11 protein-coding genes and 2 pseudogenes are annotated in these 14,731 nt (G+C 43.3%); all 13 read right to left on the bottom strand.

Annotation, left to right across the window (positions count from 1 at the left end; all coding sequences use genetic code 11):
- Positions 1-50: 50 nt before the first annotated feature.
- Complete coding sequence (locus OC529_RS09720) at positions 51-1,526, bottom strand: PIN-like domain-containing protein (RefSeq protein ID WP_262082028.1); 1,476 nt, start codon at positions 1,524-1,526, stop codon at positions 51-53.
- Positions 1,527-1,537: 11 nt separating this feature from the next.
- Entirely contained in the window at positions 1,538-2,611 is a 1,074-nt protein-coding gene (gene purK, locus OC529_RS09715; protein WP_262082027.1) for a 5-(carboxyamino)imidazole ribonucleotide synthase, read from the bottom strand.
- A complete protein-coding gene (gene purE, locus OC529_RS09710; protein ID WP_050257006.1) occupies positions 2,598-3,086 on the bottom strand; it encodes a 5-(carboxyamino)imidazole ribonucleotide mutase in 489 nt (162 codons plus the stop codon). The genes purK and purE overlap by 14 nt, the downstream gene beginning before the upstream one ends.
- 191 nt (positions 3,087-3,277) lie before the next feature.
- Positions 3,278-4,540: a phosphoribosylamine--glycine ligase gene (gene purD / locus OC529_RS09705; RefSeq protein WP_262082026.1), complete on the bottom strand. Its 1,263-nt coding sequence runs from the start codon at positions 4,538-4,540 to the stop codon at positions 3,278-3,280.
- 121 nt (positions 4,541-4,661) lie between these two features.
- Positions 4,662-6,209: a bifunctional phosphoribosylaminoimidazolecarboxamide formyltransferase/IMP cyclohydrolase gene (purH, locus tag OC529_RS09700; protein ID WP_164226439.1), complete on the bottom strand. Its 1,548-nt coding sequence runs from the start codon at positions 6,207-6,209 to the stop codon at positions 4,662-4,664.
- A 24-nt stretch (positions 6,210-6,233) separates the two neighbouring features.
- Complete coding sequence (locus tag OC529_RS09695) at positions 6,234-6,743, bottom strand: VanZ family protein (protein ID WP_164226440.1); 510 nt, start codon at positions 6,741-6,743, stop codon at positions 6,234-6,236.
- Positions 6,744-6,814: 71 nt separating this feature from the next.
- Positions 6,815-6,965 (bottom strand): annotated as a pseudogene (locus OC529_RS09690) (bifunctional phosphoribosylaminoimidazolecarboxamide formyltransferase/IMP cyclohydrolase); the annotation flags it as partial.
- Between the two features lies 1 nt (position 6,966).
- Positions 6,967-7,431 (bottom strand): annotated as a pseudogene (locus tag OC529_RS09685) (GNAT family N-acetyltransferase).
- Between the two features lie 43 nt (positions 7,432-7,474).
- Entirely contained in the window at positions 7,475-7,843 is a 369-nt protein-coding gene (locus OC529_RS09680) for a hypothetical protein (RefSeq protein WP_002224354.1), read from the bottom strand.
- A gap of 2 nt (positions 7,844-7,845) precedes the next feature.
- Positions 7,846-8,400 carry a phosphoribosylglycinamide formyltransferase gene (gene purN / locus OC529_RS09675; RefSeq protein WP_164226443.1) on the bottom strand — a complete coding sequence of 185 codons (555 nt, stop codon included), beginning with the start codon at positions 8,398-8,400 and terminating at the stop codon, positions 7,846-7,848.
- Positions 8,397-9,419 (bottom strand): phosphoribosylformylglycinamidine cyclo-ligase, encoded by a 1,023-nt coding sequence (gene purM, locus OC529_RS09670; RefSeq protein ID WP_164226444.1) that lies wholly within the window; start codon positions 9,417-9,419, stop codon positions 8,397-8,399. The genes purN and purM overlap by 4 nt, the downstream gene beginning before the upstream one ends.
- A gap of 36 nt (positions 9,420-9,455) precedes the next feature.
- A complete protein-coding gene (purF, locus tag OC529_RS09665) occupies positions 9,456-10,898 on the bottom strand; it encodes an amidophosphoribosyltransferase (protein ID WP_164226445.1) in 1,443 nt (480 codons plus the stop codon).
- Between the two features lie 93 nt (positions 10,899-10,991).
- A complete protein-coding gene (locus OC529_RS09660; protein ID WP_262082025.1) occupies positions 10,992-14,717 on the bottom strand; it encodes a phosphoribosylformylglycinamidine synthase in 3,726 nt (1,241 codons plus the stop codon).
- Positions 14,718-14,731 lie beyond the last annotated feature (14 nt).

Here is a 14,731-nt window from a genome sequence, read left to right as displayed (position 1 = left end):
CTTTACTTTTGATAATTGCTAACTCTGCAATCTCTTTACTTTTTATAAATTTACCATTTTACAAACCTATCTTCATCTCTATCCCATTCCCACTGATAATAATCTAATAGGGCACTTTCATCAGGATCGTCATAATCTAAGCCAATCGAACCACTATCGATTAACTCTATATTTACAACTTCTGCTTCTTGAATTATCAAATTAAAATCATCAGAGCAATCCTTTATCATAATGTCTTTCACATTATTTACCTGACTAGGAGAAAAATCAATTTCAACTTGAATACGAATATCTTCTACAGTGAAATCACCATTTACGCTTCGATAAACAACATCCTCTAGTCCAGCAAAAACATCGAAAATTCCCCATATATTAACGCTAACAATAAGTTCTACAGAAAGTTCACCGTCCTCCCCTTCATCGGAGGAATCAATTTCTACTGAAATTATTTCCGTGTCTAGGACTTCTACATTATACTCATACGGAACGTATCCCTTTGTTATATCTGAATCCCAAATGATATCATTGTCTGAAATAATTAATCTCTCATTTTCCCCAACATATTCCAAAACCTGATCTGAAACGATTGACTCTATTTCAGCTATATTCTGGAATAAATAATTGCGCAAAGATTCTTGATTGTTATAACTCTCTAAAAAACTTATAAATAGATCAAAAGGAATAAATTCTATCCGCTTACCAGTTAATTCAACAAATTCTTCAATCAATTCCTTTCTAGGCTCATAAGATCTCAAATCATACATTTTTTTTGGCATTTCCCACCAATCCTCTTTTAAATCAGAAGTGATAAAAAGTGCATTTTTTTCTTTACTCAAAACATCTTTTATTATCTCTGCCCAAATAAAGTAATCGCCTAGATATCTTATAAGCTCTTCTGGTTTCTTCTGCCCTTGACTCTTTTTTAAAGCTTCTCTTTTTAAACCATGATATTTGTCCTTCATATCCATATAACCAGGAGGAAAATGATGCTTAGCTCTAGTGTATCCCTCATTCATAAATTTTATTTGCTCCACTCTAGATATTGTCGGAAGCAAGTTGTCTGATGACATTAGAAAATTTTCCATAAGTTCTGAAACTTTATCTGTTTTTTTCTCGTTTTCAGATATTTCTAATTTTCTAACAAAATCATTAAGAAGTGATAACTTTTCTATCGAATCATTCTGCAACTCTACAAATGTATCTAAATCAGGTGAATCACTATTTGAAAGAAGCTCGAAAATTTGGATCAGACTCTGATTTACACTATCAAAAATATTTTTCTGAAAATTTTTTGTATTTTTAATTAATTCATTTTTTAAATGAATTTTAGCACTTGATACATTTCTATTATATTCTTTTTGTACCGTCGAAGGAATTCGGATATTATTTTCAATATTTCGAATATTAATATTAAAATAATCAACCAAATCTTGTTGTTTTCGATACAACGAGAGCAACGCGCTAGTATCGAAATAAAAGTTGAAATTTTGACCTATTATATCTTCTTTAAACTCATAGTATTCCATACGATTCTCTCCTAAAACTCCTCCACCTCATCCGGCACATCTCTAAACAAAGTCACATGTCCCATCTTGCGGTTGTGCTTCGCTTCTATTTTACCATACATGTGGAGGTGGGCGCTTGGATTTTCTGTGACATATTTTTCAGCAAGCTCGACATGCTGTCCGAGAACGTTGAGCATGACTGCTGGTGCATGTAATTTAATTTCTGGTAATGGTGCTCCCAGAACACCCAAAATATGCGTGTCAAATTGTGAAAAGTCGCAGGCTTCAATGGAGTAGTGACCTGAATTATGTGGCCGTGGGGCAATTTCGTTGACGATAATGTCATCAGCCGTCGCAAACATTTCCACACAGAGGGTTCCAGACAACTTGAGCTGTTCTGCGATTCGCACTGCCATTGCTTTAGCCTTGTCAGCTAGACTTGTTGAAATGCGAGCTGGTACAATGGTTTTAGACAGGATATTGTTGCGGTGGATATTTTCCTGAACTGGGAAGACTGTCACATCCTTGCCATTTCCTGATACGATGACAGAAATCTCAAGGTCAAAATCGACAAATTCTTCCAAAACACAGTCTGCTGAATCCGCTAGTGTATAGGCCTCTTCCAAGTCCTCTGCTGAACGAATGACCTTTTGCCCATGGCCATCGTAACCACCTGTCGCAGTCTTGAGGACATAGTTTTTGGACAGGTCAATCTCCGCCAAATCTTGGCTTGAGGTCACAACCTTGTAAGGTGCTACAGTGACTTGAGCCTTGTTTGAGAGAAAATCCTTTTCAAAAATGCGATTTTGAGAAATACGGAGCAGGTCTGTCCCTTGAGGGAGTTGTCCATCCTTGATGACAGCATCCAAACCGTCGGCATCGACATTTTCAAACTCATAGGTGAGGACATCGCAACGCTCAGCCAACTGACGCAGAGCATCCACGTCATTATAAGGCGCCACAATGATTTCCGCTACGCGAGAGGCTGGGCAATCCGCCGCAGGATCCAGCGCGATGACCTTGTGCCCCATGTAGATAGCAGAAATGGCCATCATCTGACCCAGCTGACCGCCACCGATAATTCCAATTGTTTTAGATGAGCTCATTTGTAGACTCCTCTGCAATTTTTCCTTGCTCTTCTGCGAAATCTGCCAAAGCTGTCGCGATAGCCTGATCTTCTACTGAGAGGAGACGGAGGGCAAAGAGGGCCGCATTGGTCGCTCCTGCTTCACCGATAGCCATAGTCGCAACAGGTACGCCACCCGGCATTTGCACGATAGAGTAGAGTGAATCCACGCCACTAAGGGCACGCGATTTGACAGGCACCCCGATGACAGGAAGGGTTGTTTTCGCTGCGACCATACCTGGCAAATGGGCTGCGCCACCAGCACCTGCGATGATGACCTTAATACCACGGCTATATGCTTCTTCTGCATATTTGAACATGAAATCAGGTGTACGGTGGGCAGAAACAACTTTCTTTTCGTAGGCTACACCGAAGCGATCGAGGACTTCGGCGGTTTTTTGCATGGTTGCCCAGTCGGATTTTGAGCCCATGATAATGGAAATTACGGGTTTCATTTCTTCTCCTTTTTACTGTTTTTCAACAATCACCTTAGGTTGTGAGGGACGGAAGCAAATCTTCGGTTTCATTCCTAAACTTCGAGCCTAAGGTCTCAAAGTTTCCTCCGACCAGAACAGAAATTGTTCTGATCTTTTCACCACGGCGACCATTATCGTATTTGGCGACTGCGTCGCTTTTTCTTATATCTTTATCTAATTGCCTTGCTTCCGATATCTGTTCGGTAAAAGAAACCTTCTGTTTGTTGTTGGGCAAGCTCTTGGTAAATGGTATCTTGGGTTTCTTTGACGGTGTCTGCTGTGGTAACGAGCATATAGACACGTCCACCGTTTGATAGCAGTGCTCTGCTATTTTCCGCAAACTTAGCCCCTGCATAATAGGTGATAATGTCGCCTTCTGTCTTGGCAGGCAACTTGACACCTTTTTCATAGTCTAGCGGGTAACCCTTGGATGCGACAACCACACCCAGAGTCACACCCTTGTCCAGCCACGTGATCTTCGGCTCCTTGCCATCGATGATATCCGTAATATTTTGTGCAAAGTCAGATGTTAAACGAGGCAAGATGATTTGCGTTTCAGGATCTCCAAAACGAGCGTTGAACTCGATGACCTTAGGTCCATCAGCTGTCAGAATAAGCCCTGCGTAAAGGACACCAAGATACGGACGACCTTCTTTGATCATCCCTTCAAGAACTGGCTTGACAATAGTCTCGACCGCTGTGTCAACCACGCTCTGTGGCAAGTGAGGAACTGGCGCATAGGCACCCATACCGCCTGTGTTAGGCCCCTTATCGCCATTATAGGCACGTTTGTGGTCCTGAGCTGTTGGCATGATGTAGAACTTATCACCATTGACAATGGCAAAGAGTGAAAATTCCTCTCCTTCAAGGAATTCCTCAATAACCACACGCGCACCTGAGTCACCAAATTTATTGTCCAAAAGCATCTCGTGAGCTGCTTCGACTGCTTGCTCGACTGTCTCAGCAACGACAACACCCTTCCCAAGAGCCAATCCATCCGCCTTGACTACGATAGGCGCACCCTGCTTTTCGATATAGGCCTTGGCTTCCTCAAAGTCGGAAAATGTGCCATAGGCTGCTGTCGGAACGCCATATTTGACCATGATTTCCTTGGCAAAATCCTTAGACCACTCAAGTTCAGCCGCAGCCTTAGTCGGACCAAAAGCTTTGAGTCCTGCCGCATTGAAATCATCCACGATACCAGCCGCAAGGGCGTCATCTGGCCCGATAAATGACCAAGCAATATCGTTGGCTTTTACAAACTCAATCAATTCATAATGTTCGGAAATAGAGATATTTACCAATTCCAAACCATCCAGAGTCATCCCATCATTCCCAGGAGCAACAAAAACCTTTTCTACCTCTTTTGACTCAAGCAAATTCTTAGCAATCGCATGTTCACGACCACCCGAACCGACAACAAGTAGTTTCATCTCACAACCTCTTTTGCGAATTATTTACCAATATTATATCACAAACGTTCGTTTTAATCTTGTTTCACTCCGCATTTTTACGCAAAAAAGGAAAGAAACTGTTTTCTTCCCTTTAGTGTTCTTAATGTCTAAAATGTCTCACTCCTGTGAAGACCATGGTCAAGCCATATTTGTCAGCTGCTTCGATAGATTCTTGGTCACGGACGGATCCTCCCGGCTGAATGATAGCTTTGATACCTGCTTTGGCAATTTCTTCCACGTTATCCGCAAATGGGAAGAAGGCATCCGATGCGAGAACAGCACCATCAAGGCGGTCTTTAGCTTGGTCAATAGCGATACGAACAGAGGCAACACGGTTAGTTTGACCTGGACCAACACCAAGTGTCATGTGGTCGTTGGTTACGATGATTCCGTTTGATTTGACGTATTTAATAGCCTTCCAAGCGAACTCAAGAGCTGTCGATTCTGTCTCAGTTGGTTGGCGTTTGGTCACCACTTGCCAGTCAGCTGGGCTTTCTTTGACCACGTCTTGGTTTTGCACCAGAAGTCCACCGACAACACCTGTGTATTCTGCTTCCACTTCGCTAGCTTCTTGAGCATCAAATGGCAAGGCAAGGATACGCAAGTTTTTCTTTTTATTAGTCAAAATAGCTAGCGCTTCATCCGTATAGCTTGGTGCGATGATGATTTCAAGGAAAATACCGTGCATCTTCTCAGCTGTCGCAACATCCACCTCACGGTTAAGAACAACGATACCACCAAAGATAGACACTGGGTCAGACTCATAAGCGTAGTCCCAAGCAGTCTCAATGTCATCAGCCTGACCGATACCGCATGGATTCATATGTTTGAGAGCCACAACGGTTGGACGGTCTTTGAAATCACGAATAATACGAATGGCAGCATCCGCATCACGGATATTGTTGAAGGACAATTCTTTACCGTTGAGCTGTTTGGCTGAAGCAATGGAGTAATCTGTCGGCAAGGCTTTTTGGTAAAAGTCCGCATCCTGCTGAGAATTTTCACCGTAACGCATGGCTTGTTTGAGGTCATAGGTCAAGGTCAGTTTTTCAGGTTTTTCTTCACCCACTTGAGCTGTGAAATACTCTGCAATCAAGGCATCATAAGCCGCTGTGTGACGGAAAACCTTGGCTGCCAAACGTTGTCGAGTTTCGTAAGTTGTTTCACCGTTTGCTGACAATTCGTCAAGAACCACAGCGTAGTCAGATGGATCTACAACAACTGTTACGCTGGCATGGTTCTTCGCTGCTGAACGAAGCATAGATGGCCCGCCGATATCGATGTTTTCAACTGCATCAGCGTACGTCACGTCTGGTTTGAGAATCGTTTCCTTGAATGGATAGAGATTGACCACCACAAGGTCAATGAGCTCAATCTTGTTGTCCTTAGCCGCTTCCAAGTGGCTATCCAAGTCACGACGAGCAAGGAGCCCACCGTGGATATTTGGATGAAGGGTCTTGACACGACCGTCCATCATCTCTGGGAACCCAGTCACATCATCGATGGCAATGGTGTTCACCCCAGCATTATCAAGGGCAACCTTGGTTCCACCTGTTGAGATGATGTCCCAACCGAGTTTTTTAAGTTCTTGGGCAAATTCAACAATGCCCGCTTTATCTGAGACGCTGATTAAGGCGCGTTTAGTCATTATATTCTCCTTTTTAATCATTAGTTAAACACCAATTAAATGCAGTAACAGTAAAACAAAATAAACAAAACCAAGGCTAAGCACACCTAAGATATTGACCCATTTTCTAGTCTGTGATTTGAATAATCTTATAAAAATTTGGTAAATCAGCAAGCCTACACAGACGCCTAGCGTATTTAAAGTCAAATCCGTTATATCTGTTATGCCTATTGCTAAAATATACTGTAAGCACTCAAACAATAAACTAATCAAGAAACCTGTCCCGACTATTTTTAAACTAGATAAATTAGTTTTTATCAGAGGGAAACAAACACCTAATGGAATAAAGGAAATCAGATTAAATAACATTTCAGCAAAAACAATTTTTCCATCTACTATTAGTGGTTCTGAAAATGGAATCCAATTGATGTACCTTGGAGCTAAGAAAAATGCTATAAATTCAGGATTTGTTTCAAACTTAAATAAGATTCCCCAAGTTAATAACATCAGATAGACATAAAATACATATCGAGTTGTTTTTTTAGATTCTAACATCACAAATACCTCCGTTTGAAGCCGTCTTCAACAAGCACTGACTCCAATTTAAAATCAAAGATATCATATGAATCATCAATGGCAATGGTGCTCACCCCAGCATTATCAAGGGCAACCTTGGTTCCACCTGTTGAGATGATGTCCCAACCAAGTTTTTTTAGTTTGGGCGAATTCAACAATGCCCGCTTTGTCTGAGACGCTGATTAAAGCTTTTTTCGTCATTCTATTCCTCTTTCTTTAGGTCCAAGCGCATAGCGAATTCGTTATTTTCTTCTATAAATCCTGTTTCCTGAAAACCCAAACTAGTCAACAGGTGCTTCATTTTTTCATTTCCAACCACATAATCTGCAACAATATGACTGCAAGATCTATCCATCTGAGCCTCTTTGATTAGAACTTCCAAGGCTTTTCGACCATAACCTCTTCCTTAGTACTGCTGGCCAATCATTATCCTCCAGATAAAGTATTCCGCTTCATCCTTATCTATTTCCAACAGGAGAAAACCAACTACAAGCTTATTCCAATAGATTGCCCTCGGAAACACATCTTCATTTTCCCGGTAGAGCCATGCGTCAGCTAAAGAGCGTACATTTGGAGCCACAAAACGTGCTCGTTCATCAGCTTCAGATATTTTCAAATCCAGCACTGCCTGAAAACTGCTCTCATCTACTAATTTCAGCTCAATCATTTTTTCTCCTTTTGAATAAATAGGGTTTTGAGGTGATTAAAGACTAATCTAACTCATATAAAAGGTAGTTATCAAAATTTATGATTCCTTTGAGGTAATCTCTGTCTGCTTTAGACAACTCAAATTCTGGAAAAGTCGCAATTAAACTGGACAAATAAAAATAATTCGGGTGCCTACGATAAGAAAAACCTGCTTGACCGAATTTCCCTTGACAAAAATCATAGGCAAGTTTCAATTCTTGACTTGTGACACCGTCTAAAATTTTATCTAACTCTGAAAGCTGACTTTTATCAGTATTTTCTATCATAGCTTTCACTGTATTTACTAAAACAAAAAGAAAATCATTAGTATTATCCAGTAGGATTGGTCTGTTAGATAACTTATTCTTTAACTCCATATAGTATTGGTCCATAATCATTTCTTCCTCTCCACTCCCAAACTATCCAACAATTCTGGATACAGTTTGTACTCTGTTTCGTGTATGCGAGTCTCGAAAGTATCTAGGGTATCCCCTTCAAGCCGTGGCACACGCACTTGTTTGATAACCTTTCCTGTATCCACACCTGAATCCACCCAATGAATGGTCACGCCGCTCTCAGCAACGCCAGCATTCCAAGCATCCTCAATCCCATGAGCTCCTGGAAATTCTGGCAGGTAGGCTGGATGAATGTTGACAATCCTGCCTTCATAAGCTGCCAATAAGGTTGACCCAACAATTTTCATGTAGCCTGCTAGACAAACCAAGTCAATCTGGTGCTCTTCCAAGAGTTCGACAATGGCTACTTCGTAGTCTGCCTTGCTCTCAAACTCCTTGAGTTCAAAAGCATAGGACAGAACGCCGAGCTTGTCTGCACGTTCGAGCACATAGGCGTCACGATGGTCTGAAAAGACAAACTCTACTGGAAATTGTTCCGCTATCACCTGAAAATTTGAGCCATTACCAGAGGCAAAAACCGCTATTTTTTTCATTTGATGATGACACTTTCGTTTTCTTTCTTGACGATACGACCAATTTCATAGACTGGTTCATCCAGCAATTCCTTGACACGACCTACATTTTCAGGGCTGACTGCTAGCATAAGTCCCACACCCATATTGAAGATTTCAAACATTTCTTCATGTTTGATTTTACCATATTTTTCAAGAGCTTTGAAAATAGGAAGCACTGGAACTTTGCTTTCATCAATCTCAGCAGCCAAGTCATCTGCAAACATACGAGGAACATTTTCGATAAAGCCCCCACCTGTGATGTGGGCAATACCGTTGACCAACTCTTCCTTGATGAGTGGCAAAACAGCCTTGACATAGATACGAGTCGGCTCAAGAAGAACTTCCTTGAGTTTCTTGCCTTCCAATTCTGGCAGAACTTCCTCACCTGTGTAATCCGCAAAGACACGACGGACGAGAGAGTAACCATTGGAATGAATCCCACTTGAAGCAAGTCCGAGAAGAACATCTCCTTCTGCCACCTTTGAACCGTCAATGATTTGAGATTTTTCAGCCACACCGACCGCAAAACCAGCTAAGTCATAGTCATCTGTGCCGTACATGCCAGGCATTTCAGCCGTTTCCCCACCGATGAGGGCAGCGCATGCCTGCACACAACCTTCTGCCACACCAGCAACGACTTGCTCTAGCTTAGCTGGTTCATTCTTCCCTGTCGCTACGTAGTCAAGGAAATAGAGGGGCTCCGCACCTGCAGCGATAATGTCATTGACACACATGGCAACACAGTCCTGACCGATGGTATCGTGCTTGTCGTACTTGATGGCAAGCATGAGCTTGGTTCCGACACCGTCAGTCCCTGAAATCAAGACGGGCTCTTTGACCCCAGTCTTTGAAAGGTCAAACATGCCACCGAAACCACCAAGAGCTCCCATGACACCTGCACGCTCCGTACGAGCCACATGCTTTTTAATTCGTTCAACAACTTCATAACCCGCTTCAACATCCACACCAGATTGAGCGTACGCATTTTTATTTGCCATTTTTATATTCCTTTTCTTTAATGGAGGATCTATTGTCTATTTGTAAAAACTGGTCTTTTCTTCCAAACTTCTACGATAGTCTTCTTCATAGTCGTAGAGAGGCGTTGGGTAGTCACCGTCAAAGTAAGCGACACAGAGACCACCATTTGGCGCATCCGTTTCAATACCAATCGACTCAATCAATCCTTCAACAGAAAGATAGGTCAGACTGTCCGCACCAATGATTTGGCGCGTTTCTTCAACCGTATGATTGGCCGCAATCAGTTCCTGACGAGTCTGGATATCAATTCCATAGAAGCATGGATAAGCTAGCGCTGGACTACCAATGGCAACGTGAACCTCAGTCGCACCCGCTTCTTTCAAAAGCTGGACGATACGACGAGAGGTCGTCCCACGTACAATAGAGTCATCAATCATAACCACACGCTTGCCTTTTACAACGCCTGAAACAGCAGACAGTTTCATCCGCACCCCTTGCTCCCGCAATTCTTGAGTCGGTTGGATAAAAGTTCGCTGGGTGTATTGGTTCTTGATAAGACCCATTTCATTTGGTAAACCAGATCCTTCCGCAAAGCCCATAGCTGCGCTGAGTGAGGAATTGGGTACACCGACCACAATATCCGCCTCATGCTTAAATTCACGCGCCAATTGGGCACCCATACGTTTACGTGCCGTATGGACATTAACACCGTGGATATTAGAATCAGGGCGAGCAAAGTAGATATACTCCATAGAGCAAATCGCTAACTGGGTATCATCTGTATAGCTGTCATACTGGATGCCCTGGTCATCAATGATCACAATCTCACCTGGCTTCAAATCACGAATCCACTCAGCACCAATAACCTCAAAAGCACAGGTTTCAGAGGAAACCACCACCGCTCCGTTGCCCATTTTCCCGATAGAAAGTGGACGGAAACCATTAGGATCAAGCGCAGCAATCAACTTATCCTCAAACAGCAGAATATAAGCAAAGCCACCTTTGACAAGACTGAGCGCCTCCTTGATTTTGCCCATTAGATTAGGATTGTGACTCCGACGAATCAAGTGGGCTAAGATTTCTGAATCAGAAGTCGCACTGAAAATCGCTCCTCTATCTTCCAATTCTTTCTTGAGAGAGGCTGCATTGGTCAGATTTCCATTATGAGCCAAGCCAAACTGCATATCGTGAAAACGGAAGAGGAAGGGCTGGATGTTATCTACAGAAGCTTCGCCAGCAGTCGCATAACGCACATGCCCAATCGCACCAGTTCCTGTCAATTTATCTAAGTTAGCAGGATTTCTGAAGACTTCTGATAGAAGACCCATATCGCGATGCCGCTTTAGTTTCCCTTGGTCATTGGAGAGGATTCCTGCCCCCTCCTGACCACGGTGCTGAAGACTATGGAGACCAAAATAGGTCAATTTAGCAGCATCTGGATGTCCCCAGATACCGAAAACACCACATTCTTCATTAAGAGATTTTACTTCGTATGTCATTTTATATACCTAATTTTTATTTGTGTAGCACCAAGAGCTAAATCTACATGACTTTTACATTACTGATACTATCTATTAGAAAATCTGCAAGTCTTATTTTCCAGTAAAGTATTTAACCGCCGACGCGAAGAGGTGCTGGTCTTTATTTCCTGGGATATTTTGGAAAAGACCGTCTTCATAACGTTCTGAGTGTCCCATCTTACCGATGATTTGGCCGTTCTTGCTGGTAATTCCTTCAATGGCATGGACGGAACCATTCGGATTGTACTTAGAATCCATACTTGGTTTTCCATCAAAGTCAACGTATTGGCTAAAGATTTGACCATTGTCACGGAGCTCCGCAAATTCCTCAGCCGTCACGACAAACTTCCCTTCACCGTGCGAAACAGGAATAGCGTGGATATCGCCCACTTGCACCCCAGTCAACCACGGCGAGTTGGTATTGGCAATCCGAGTTTCCACCATCTTGGCCACGTGCTGGTTGGCATCATTGTAGAAGAGGGTTGGGCTCGTACTGCTGGCATCCTCGAAGTTTCCGTATGGAAGAAGACCTGATTTGACCAAGGCCTGGAATCCATTACAGATACCTATGATTAAACCGCCACGAGTGATAAAGCTATCAATAGCTGCACGCACTTTTTCATTGAGCAGGATGTTGACAATAAACTTAGCTGAACCATCTGGCTCGTCCGCAGCTGAGAATCCACCGGCAAAGAAGAGAATGTTAGCCTTGCCGATGTTGTCAACCATGGTTTCAACTGACTTGACAATGGCTTCTTCATTGAGTGTCACGAATGGCACCAAGTTAACCTCTGCGCCTTCTTTTTCAAATGCCTTGGCTGAGTCATATTCTGAGTTGGTTCCCGGGAATACTGGGATATAGACCACCGGTTTTTCAACTTTTTCTTTAGCTTGGATGACTGTGTTAGTAGCGACAGCTGGTACTTCAGCCAGCTCTTTGGCTTGGGCAAACTCTGTTGGGTAAACTTTTTCCAGTTTTCCTTGGAAGGCACTGTCAAGCTTGTGTCCATCTAGCTTCACACCGTTGACAAGGAGTGTAAAGTCTGCACTTGTTTGACCGATTTTCTCTACTCCAGTGATTTCTTCAGGAGAGGTAAAGACAAATCCGCCCAATTGTGCTGTCAAAGAACTTTCAAGTTCAGGCAAGGTTACCTCTGCACCAATATGATTTCCAAAAGTAGCAAGAGCCAAACTTTCAACCACACCACCGTATTTGACAGCTGATGCAGATGTCACTTTATGAGCCTTTTGACGGGCTTCAAACTGAGCAAAATTTGACTTAATCAAGTCAAAATCAATCTCTGCAGCAAGAGCTTGACCTGGGATGTAGTAGATGTTTTCCCCAACAGCTTTAAATTCTGGAGAGAGCACCTTACGGCTATCCGCTGTCGTTACCCCAAAGGCTACCAAGGTTGGCGGTACTGTCAATTCTTCAAAAGTACCAGACATAGAGTCCTTACCACCGATAGATGGCAAACCAAGTTGGATTTGTGCTTCGATAGAGCCTAGAAGAGCAGCTACTGGCTGACCAAAACGCTCAGCTTGTTTGTCCATGCGCTCGAAGTACTCTTGGTAAGAAAAACGAGCCTGAGACCATTTGGCACCAGCAGCAACCAAACGAGCAGTTGCTTCGATCACCGCATAGGCAGCACCGTGGTATGGAGACCATTCTGCAATATAAGGGTTGAAACCTTGAGCCATGACTGACGCAGTATGAGTCACACCGTGTTGAACTGGCAATTTCTGCACAGAAGCTTCAGTTGGTGTGAGTTGGTAGCGTCCGCCAAGTGGGTGATTAACCGTTGAGCGTCCAACAGAGCAGTCAAAGATAGTCTGTAATCCTTTTTGACTCGCATGGTTGAGGTCAGATAGAACCGTAAGGGTATCTGCTTCAAGTGTGTCAGCAGATGTTTGACGTTCTTCTGGAAGCTTGACATCTTTGTCCACAACCTTGGCATCAACAACGACACGCACACCGTTGGTATCTAGGAAACGACGTTCCAAGTCGACAATGGTTTCACCATTCCAGTGCATGACTAGATTTGGTTTTTCAGTCACTGTCGCAACCACAACAGCGTCAATATTTTCTTTGTTACATTCTGCAACGAAGGCATCTACATCCTTAGGACGAACCACGACCGCCATCCGTTCTTGAGATTCAGAGATGGCAATTTCTGTACCGTTCAAGCCTTGGTATTTAAGAGGCACCTTGTTAAGATCAATTTCAAGACCGTCTGCTAATTCACCGATAGCCACACAGACACCACCAGCACCAAAGTCATTGGATTTCTTGATGAGACGAGTGACAGCACCATTACGGAAGAGGCGCTGAATCTTACGTTCTTCGATGGCATTCCCTTTTTGAACCTCAGCTCCAGCAGTTTCCACAGACTCAACCGTTTGAACCTTAGAAGAGCCCGTCGCACCACCGACACCATCACGTCCAGTCTTACCTCCAAGGAGGATAATGACATCACCCGCTTCCGGTTTTTCACGGACAACATTGCCCTTAGGAGCCGCTCCGACAACAGCACCAAGCTCCATGCGTTTAGCTACAAAGCCTGGGTGGAAATACTCACGAACGTAGGTCGTCGCAAGCCCAATTTGGTTACCGTATGAAGAATAACCATGAGCCGCTGTCTTAGAAATGACCTGTTGTGGCAATTTCCCAGCGCGAGTTTCCGAAATCGGTGCGGTAATATCTCCAGCACCTGAGATACGCATAGCTTGGTAAACATACGAGCGACCTGACAATGGGTCACGAATAGCACCACCGATACAGGTAGCAGCCCCACCAAATGGCTCAATTTCCGTTGGGTGGTTGTGGGTTTCATTTTTGAACATGAGGAGCCAAGGTTCTTTCACACCATTGACATCCACTTCAATTTCAACAGAGCAAGCATTGATTTCGTCTGACACTTCCATATCGTCCAAACGCCCATTAGCACGCTCATAACGACCGAAAATAGTGGCCATATCCATCAAGGTTTGCGGTTTTTCAGAACGCCCCAACTCATCACGCATGGCAATATACTTGTCATAGGTTGACTGCAATTGTTTTGGGAATTTAGAAGCTGAAAAATCAATCTGCTTCAACTCAGTCTCAAACGTCGTGTGACGGCAGTGGTCAGACCAGTAAGTGTCCAAAACCTTGAGTTCAGTCTCAGTTGGCACACGCCCGATTGACTTAAAGTAGTCCTGGATAAAGAGCAAATCATCCACTTCCATAGCCATCCCTTGCTCGGCCTTGTAGCGAGCAAAGTCTTCTGCTGTATAGTTTTCAAAGAAAGCCAATTTAGGAATAGTCTTGTCTGACTCTGAAAATTCCTGCTTGACAATCCCTGTTGTGATGTTCTTGAAACGAGAATCAACTGGATTAAGCAAGTAGTTCTTGACCGCCTCTAACTCAGTCGCATCAATATCTTTATTGACTAAGTAAAGTTGAGCAGTATTAACCGTTACATCACTCGAACTTCCTAGTAAAAGCAAGGCTTCCTGTGAAGATGCTGCACGCTGGTCAAATTGGCCAGGCAGGCTTTCAATCGCAAAGAAAGCATAGTTGGCAAGATCCGCCTGCACAGCTGCTTCGTCCAAAACATGGTCTGTCACCTGCTCAGAGAAGATGTGTTTCTCTGCAGGCACAAACAAGTCCTCAGCCAAGTTAAAGACATCATACACTTGCATAATACGAATACTTTTCAAAGTTGAAAGTCCCAAGTTGTGCTGGAGCTCTCTTACCAAACTCTCTGACTTGACCTGAAAATCAGCCTTTTTTTCAACAAAAATACGTTTATCCATCAATCCTTATTCCT

Source organism: Streptococcus sp. Marseille-Q5855 (assembly GCF_946901985.1).
Lineage (GTDB): Bacteria > Bacillota > Bacilli > Lactobacillales > Streptococcaceae > Streptococcus.
This window is presented reverse-complemented; position numbering and strand designations above follow the sequence as displayed.

What these genes read in the sequence shown, in the direction of transcription:
- OC529_RS09720 (WP_262082028.1), bottom strand. Translation starts at nt 1,526, where the DNA reads ATGGAATACTATGAGTTTAAAGAAGATATAATAGGTCAAAATTTCAAC.
- purK (WP_262082027.1), bottom strand. Translation starts at nt 2,611, where the DNA reads ATGAGCTCATCTAAAACAATTGGAATTATCGGTGGCGGTCAGCTGGGT.
- purE (WP_050257006.1), bottom strand. Translation starts at nt 3,086, where the DNA reads ATGAAACCCGTAATTTCCATTATCATGGGCTCAAAATCCGACTGGGCA.
- purD (WP_262082026.1), bottom strand. Translation starts at nt 4,540, where the DNA reads ATGAAACTACTTGTTGTCGGTTCGGGTGGTCGTGAACATGCGATTGCT.
- purH (WP_164226439.1), bottom strand. Translation starts at nt 6,209, where the DNA reads ATGACTAAACGCGCCTTAATCAGCGTCTCAGATAAAGCGGGCATTGTT.
- OC529_RS09695 (WP_164226440.1), bottom strand. Translation starts at nt 6,743, where the DNA reads ATGTTAGAATCTAAAAAAACAACTCGATATGTATTTTATGTCTATCTG.
- OC529_RS09680 (WP_002224354.1), bottom strand. Translation starts at nt 7,843, where the DNA reads ATGGACCAATACTATATGGAGTTAAAGAATAAGTTATCTAACAGACCA.
- purN (WP_164226443.1), bottom strand. Translation starts at nt 8,400, where the DNA reads ATGAAAAAAATAGCGGTTTTTGCCTCTGGTAATGGCTCAAATTTTCAG.
- purM (WP_164226444.1), bottom strand. Translation starts at nt 9,419, where the DNA reads ATGGCAAATAAAAATGCGTACGCTCAATCTGGTGTGGATGTTGAAGCG.
- purF (WP_164226445.1), bottom strand. Translation starts at nt 10,898, where the DNA reads ATGACATACGAAGTAAAATCTCTTAATGAAGAATGTGGTGTTTTCGGT.
- OC529_RS09660 (WP_262082025.1), bottom strand. Translation starts at nt 14,717, where the DNA reads ATGGATAAACGTATTTTTGTTGAAAAAAAGGCTGATTTTCAGGTCAAG.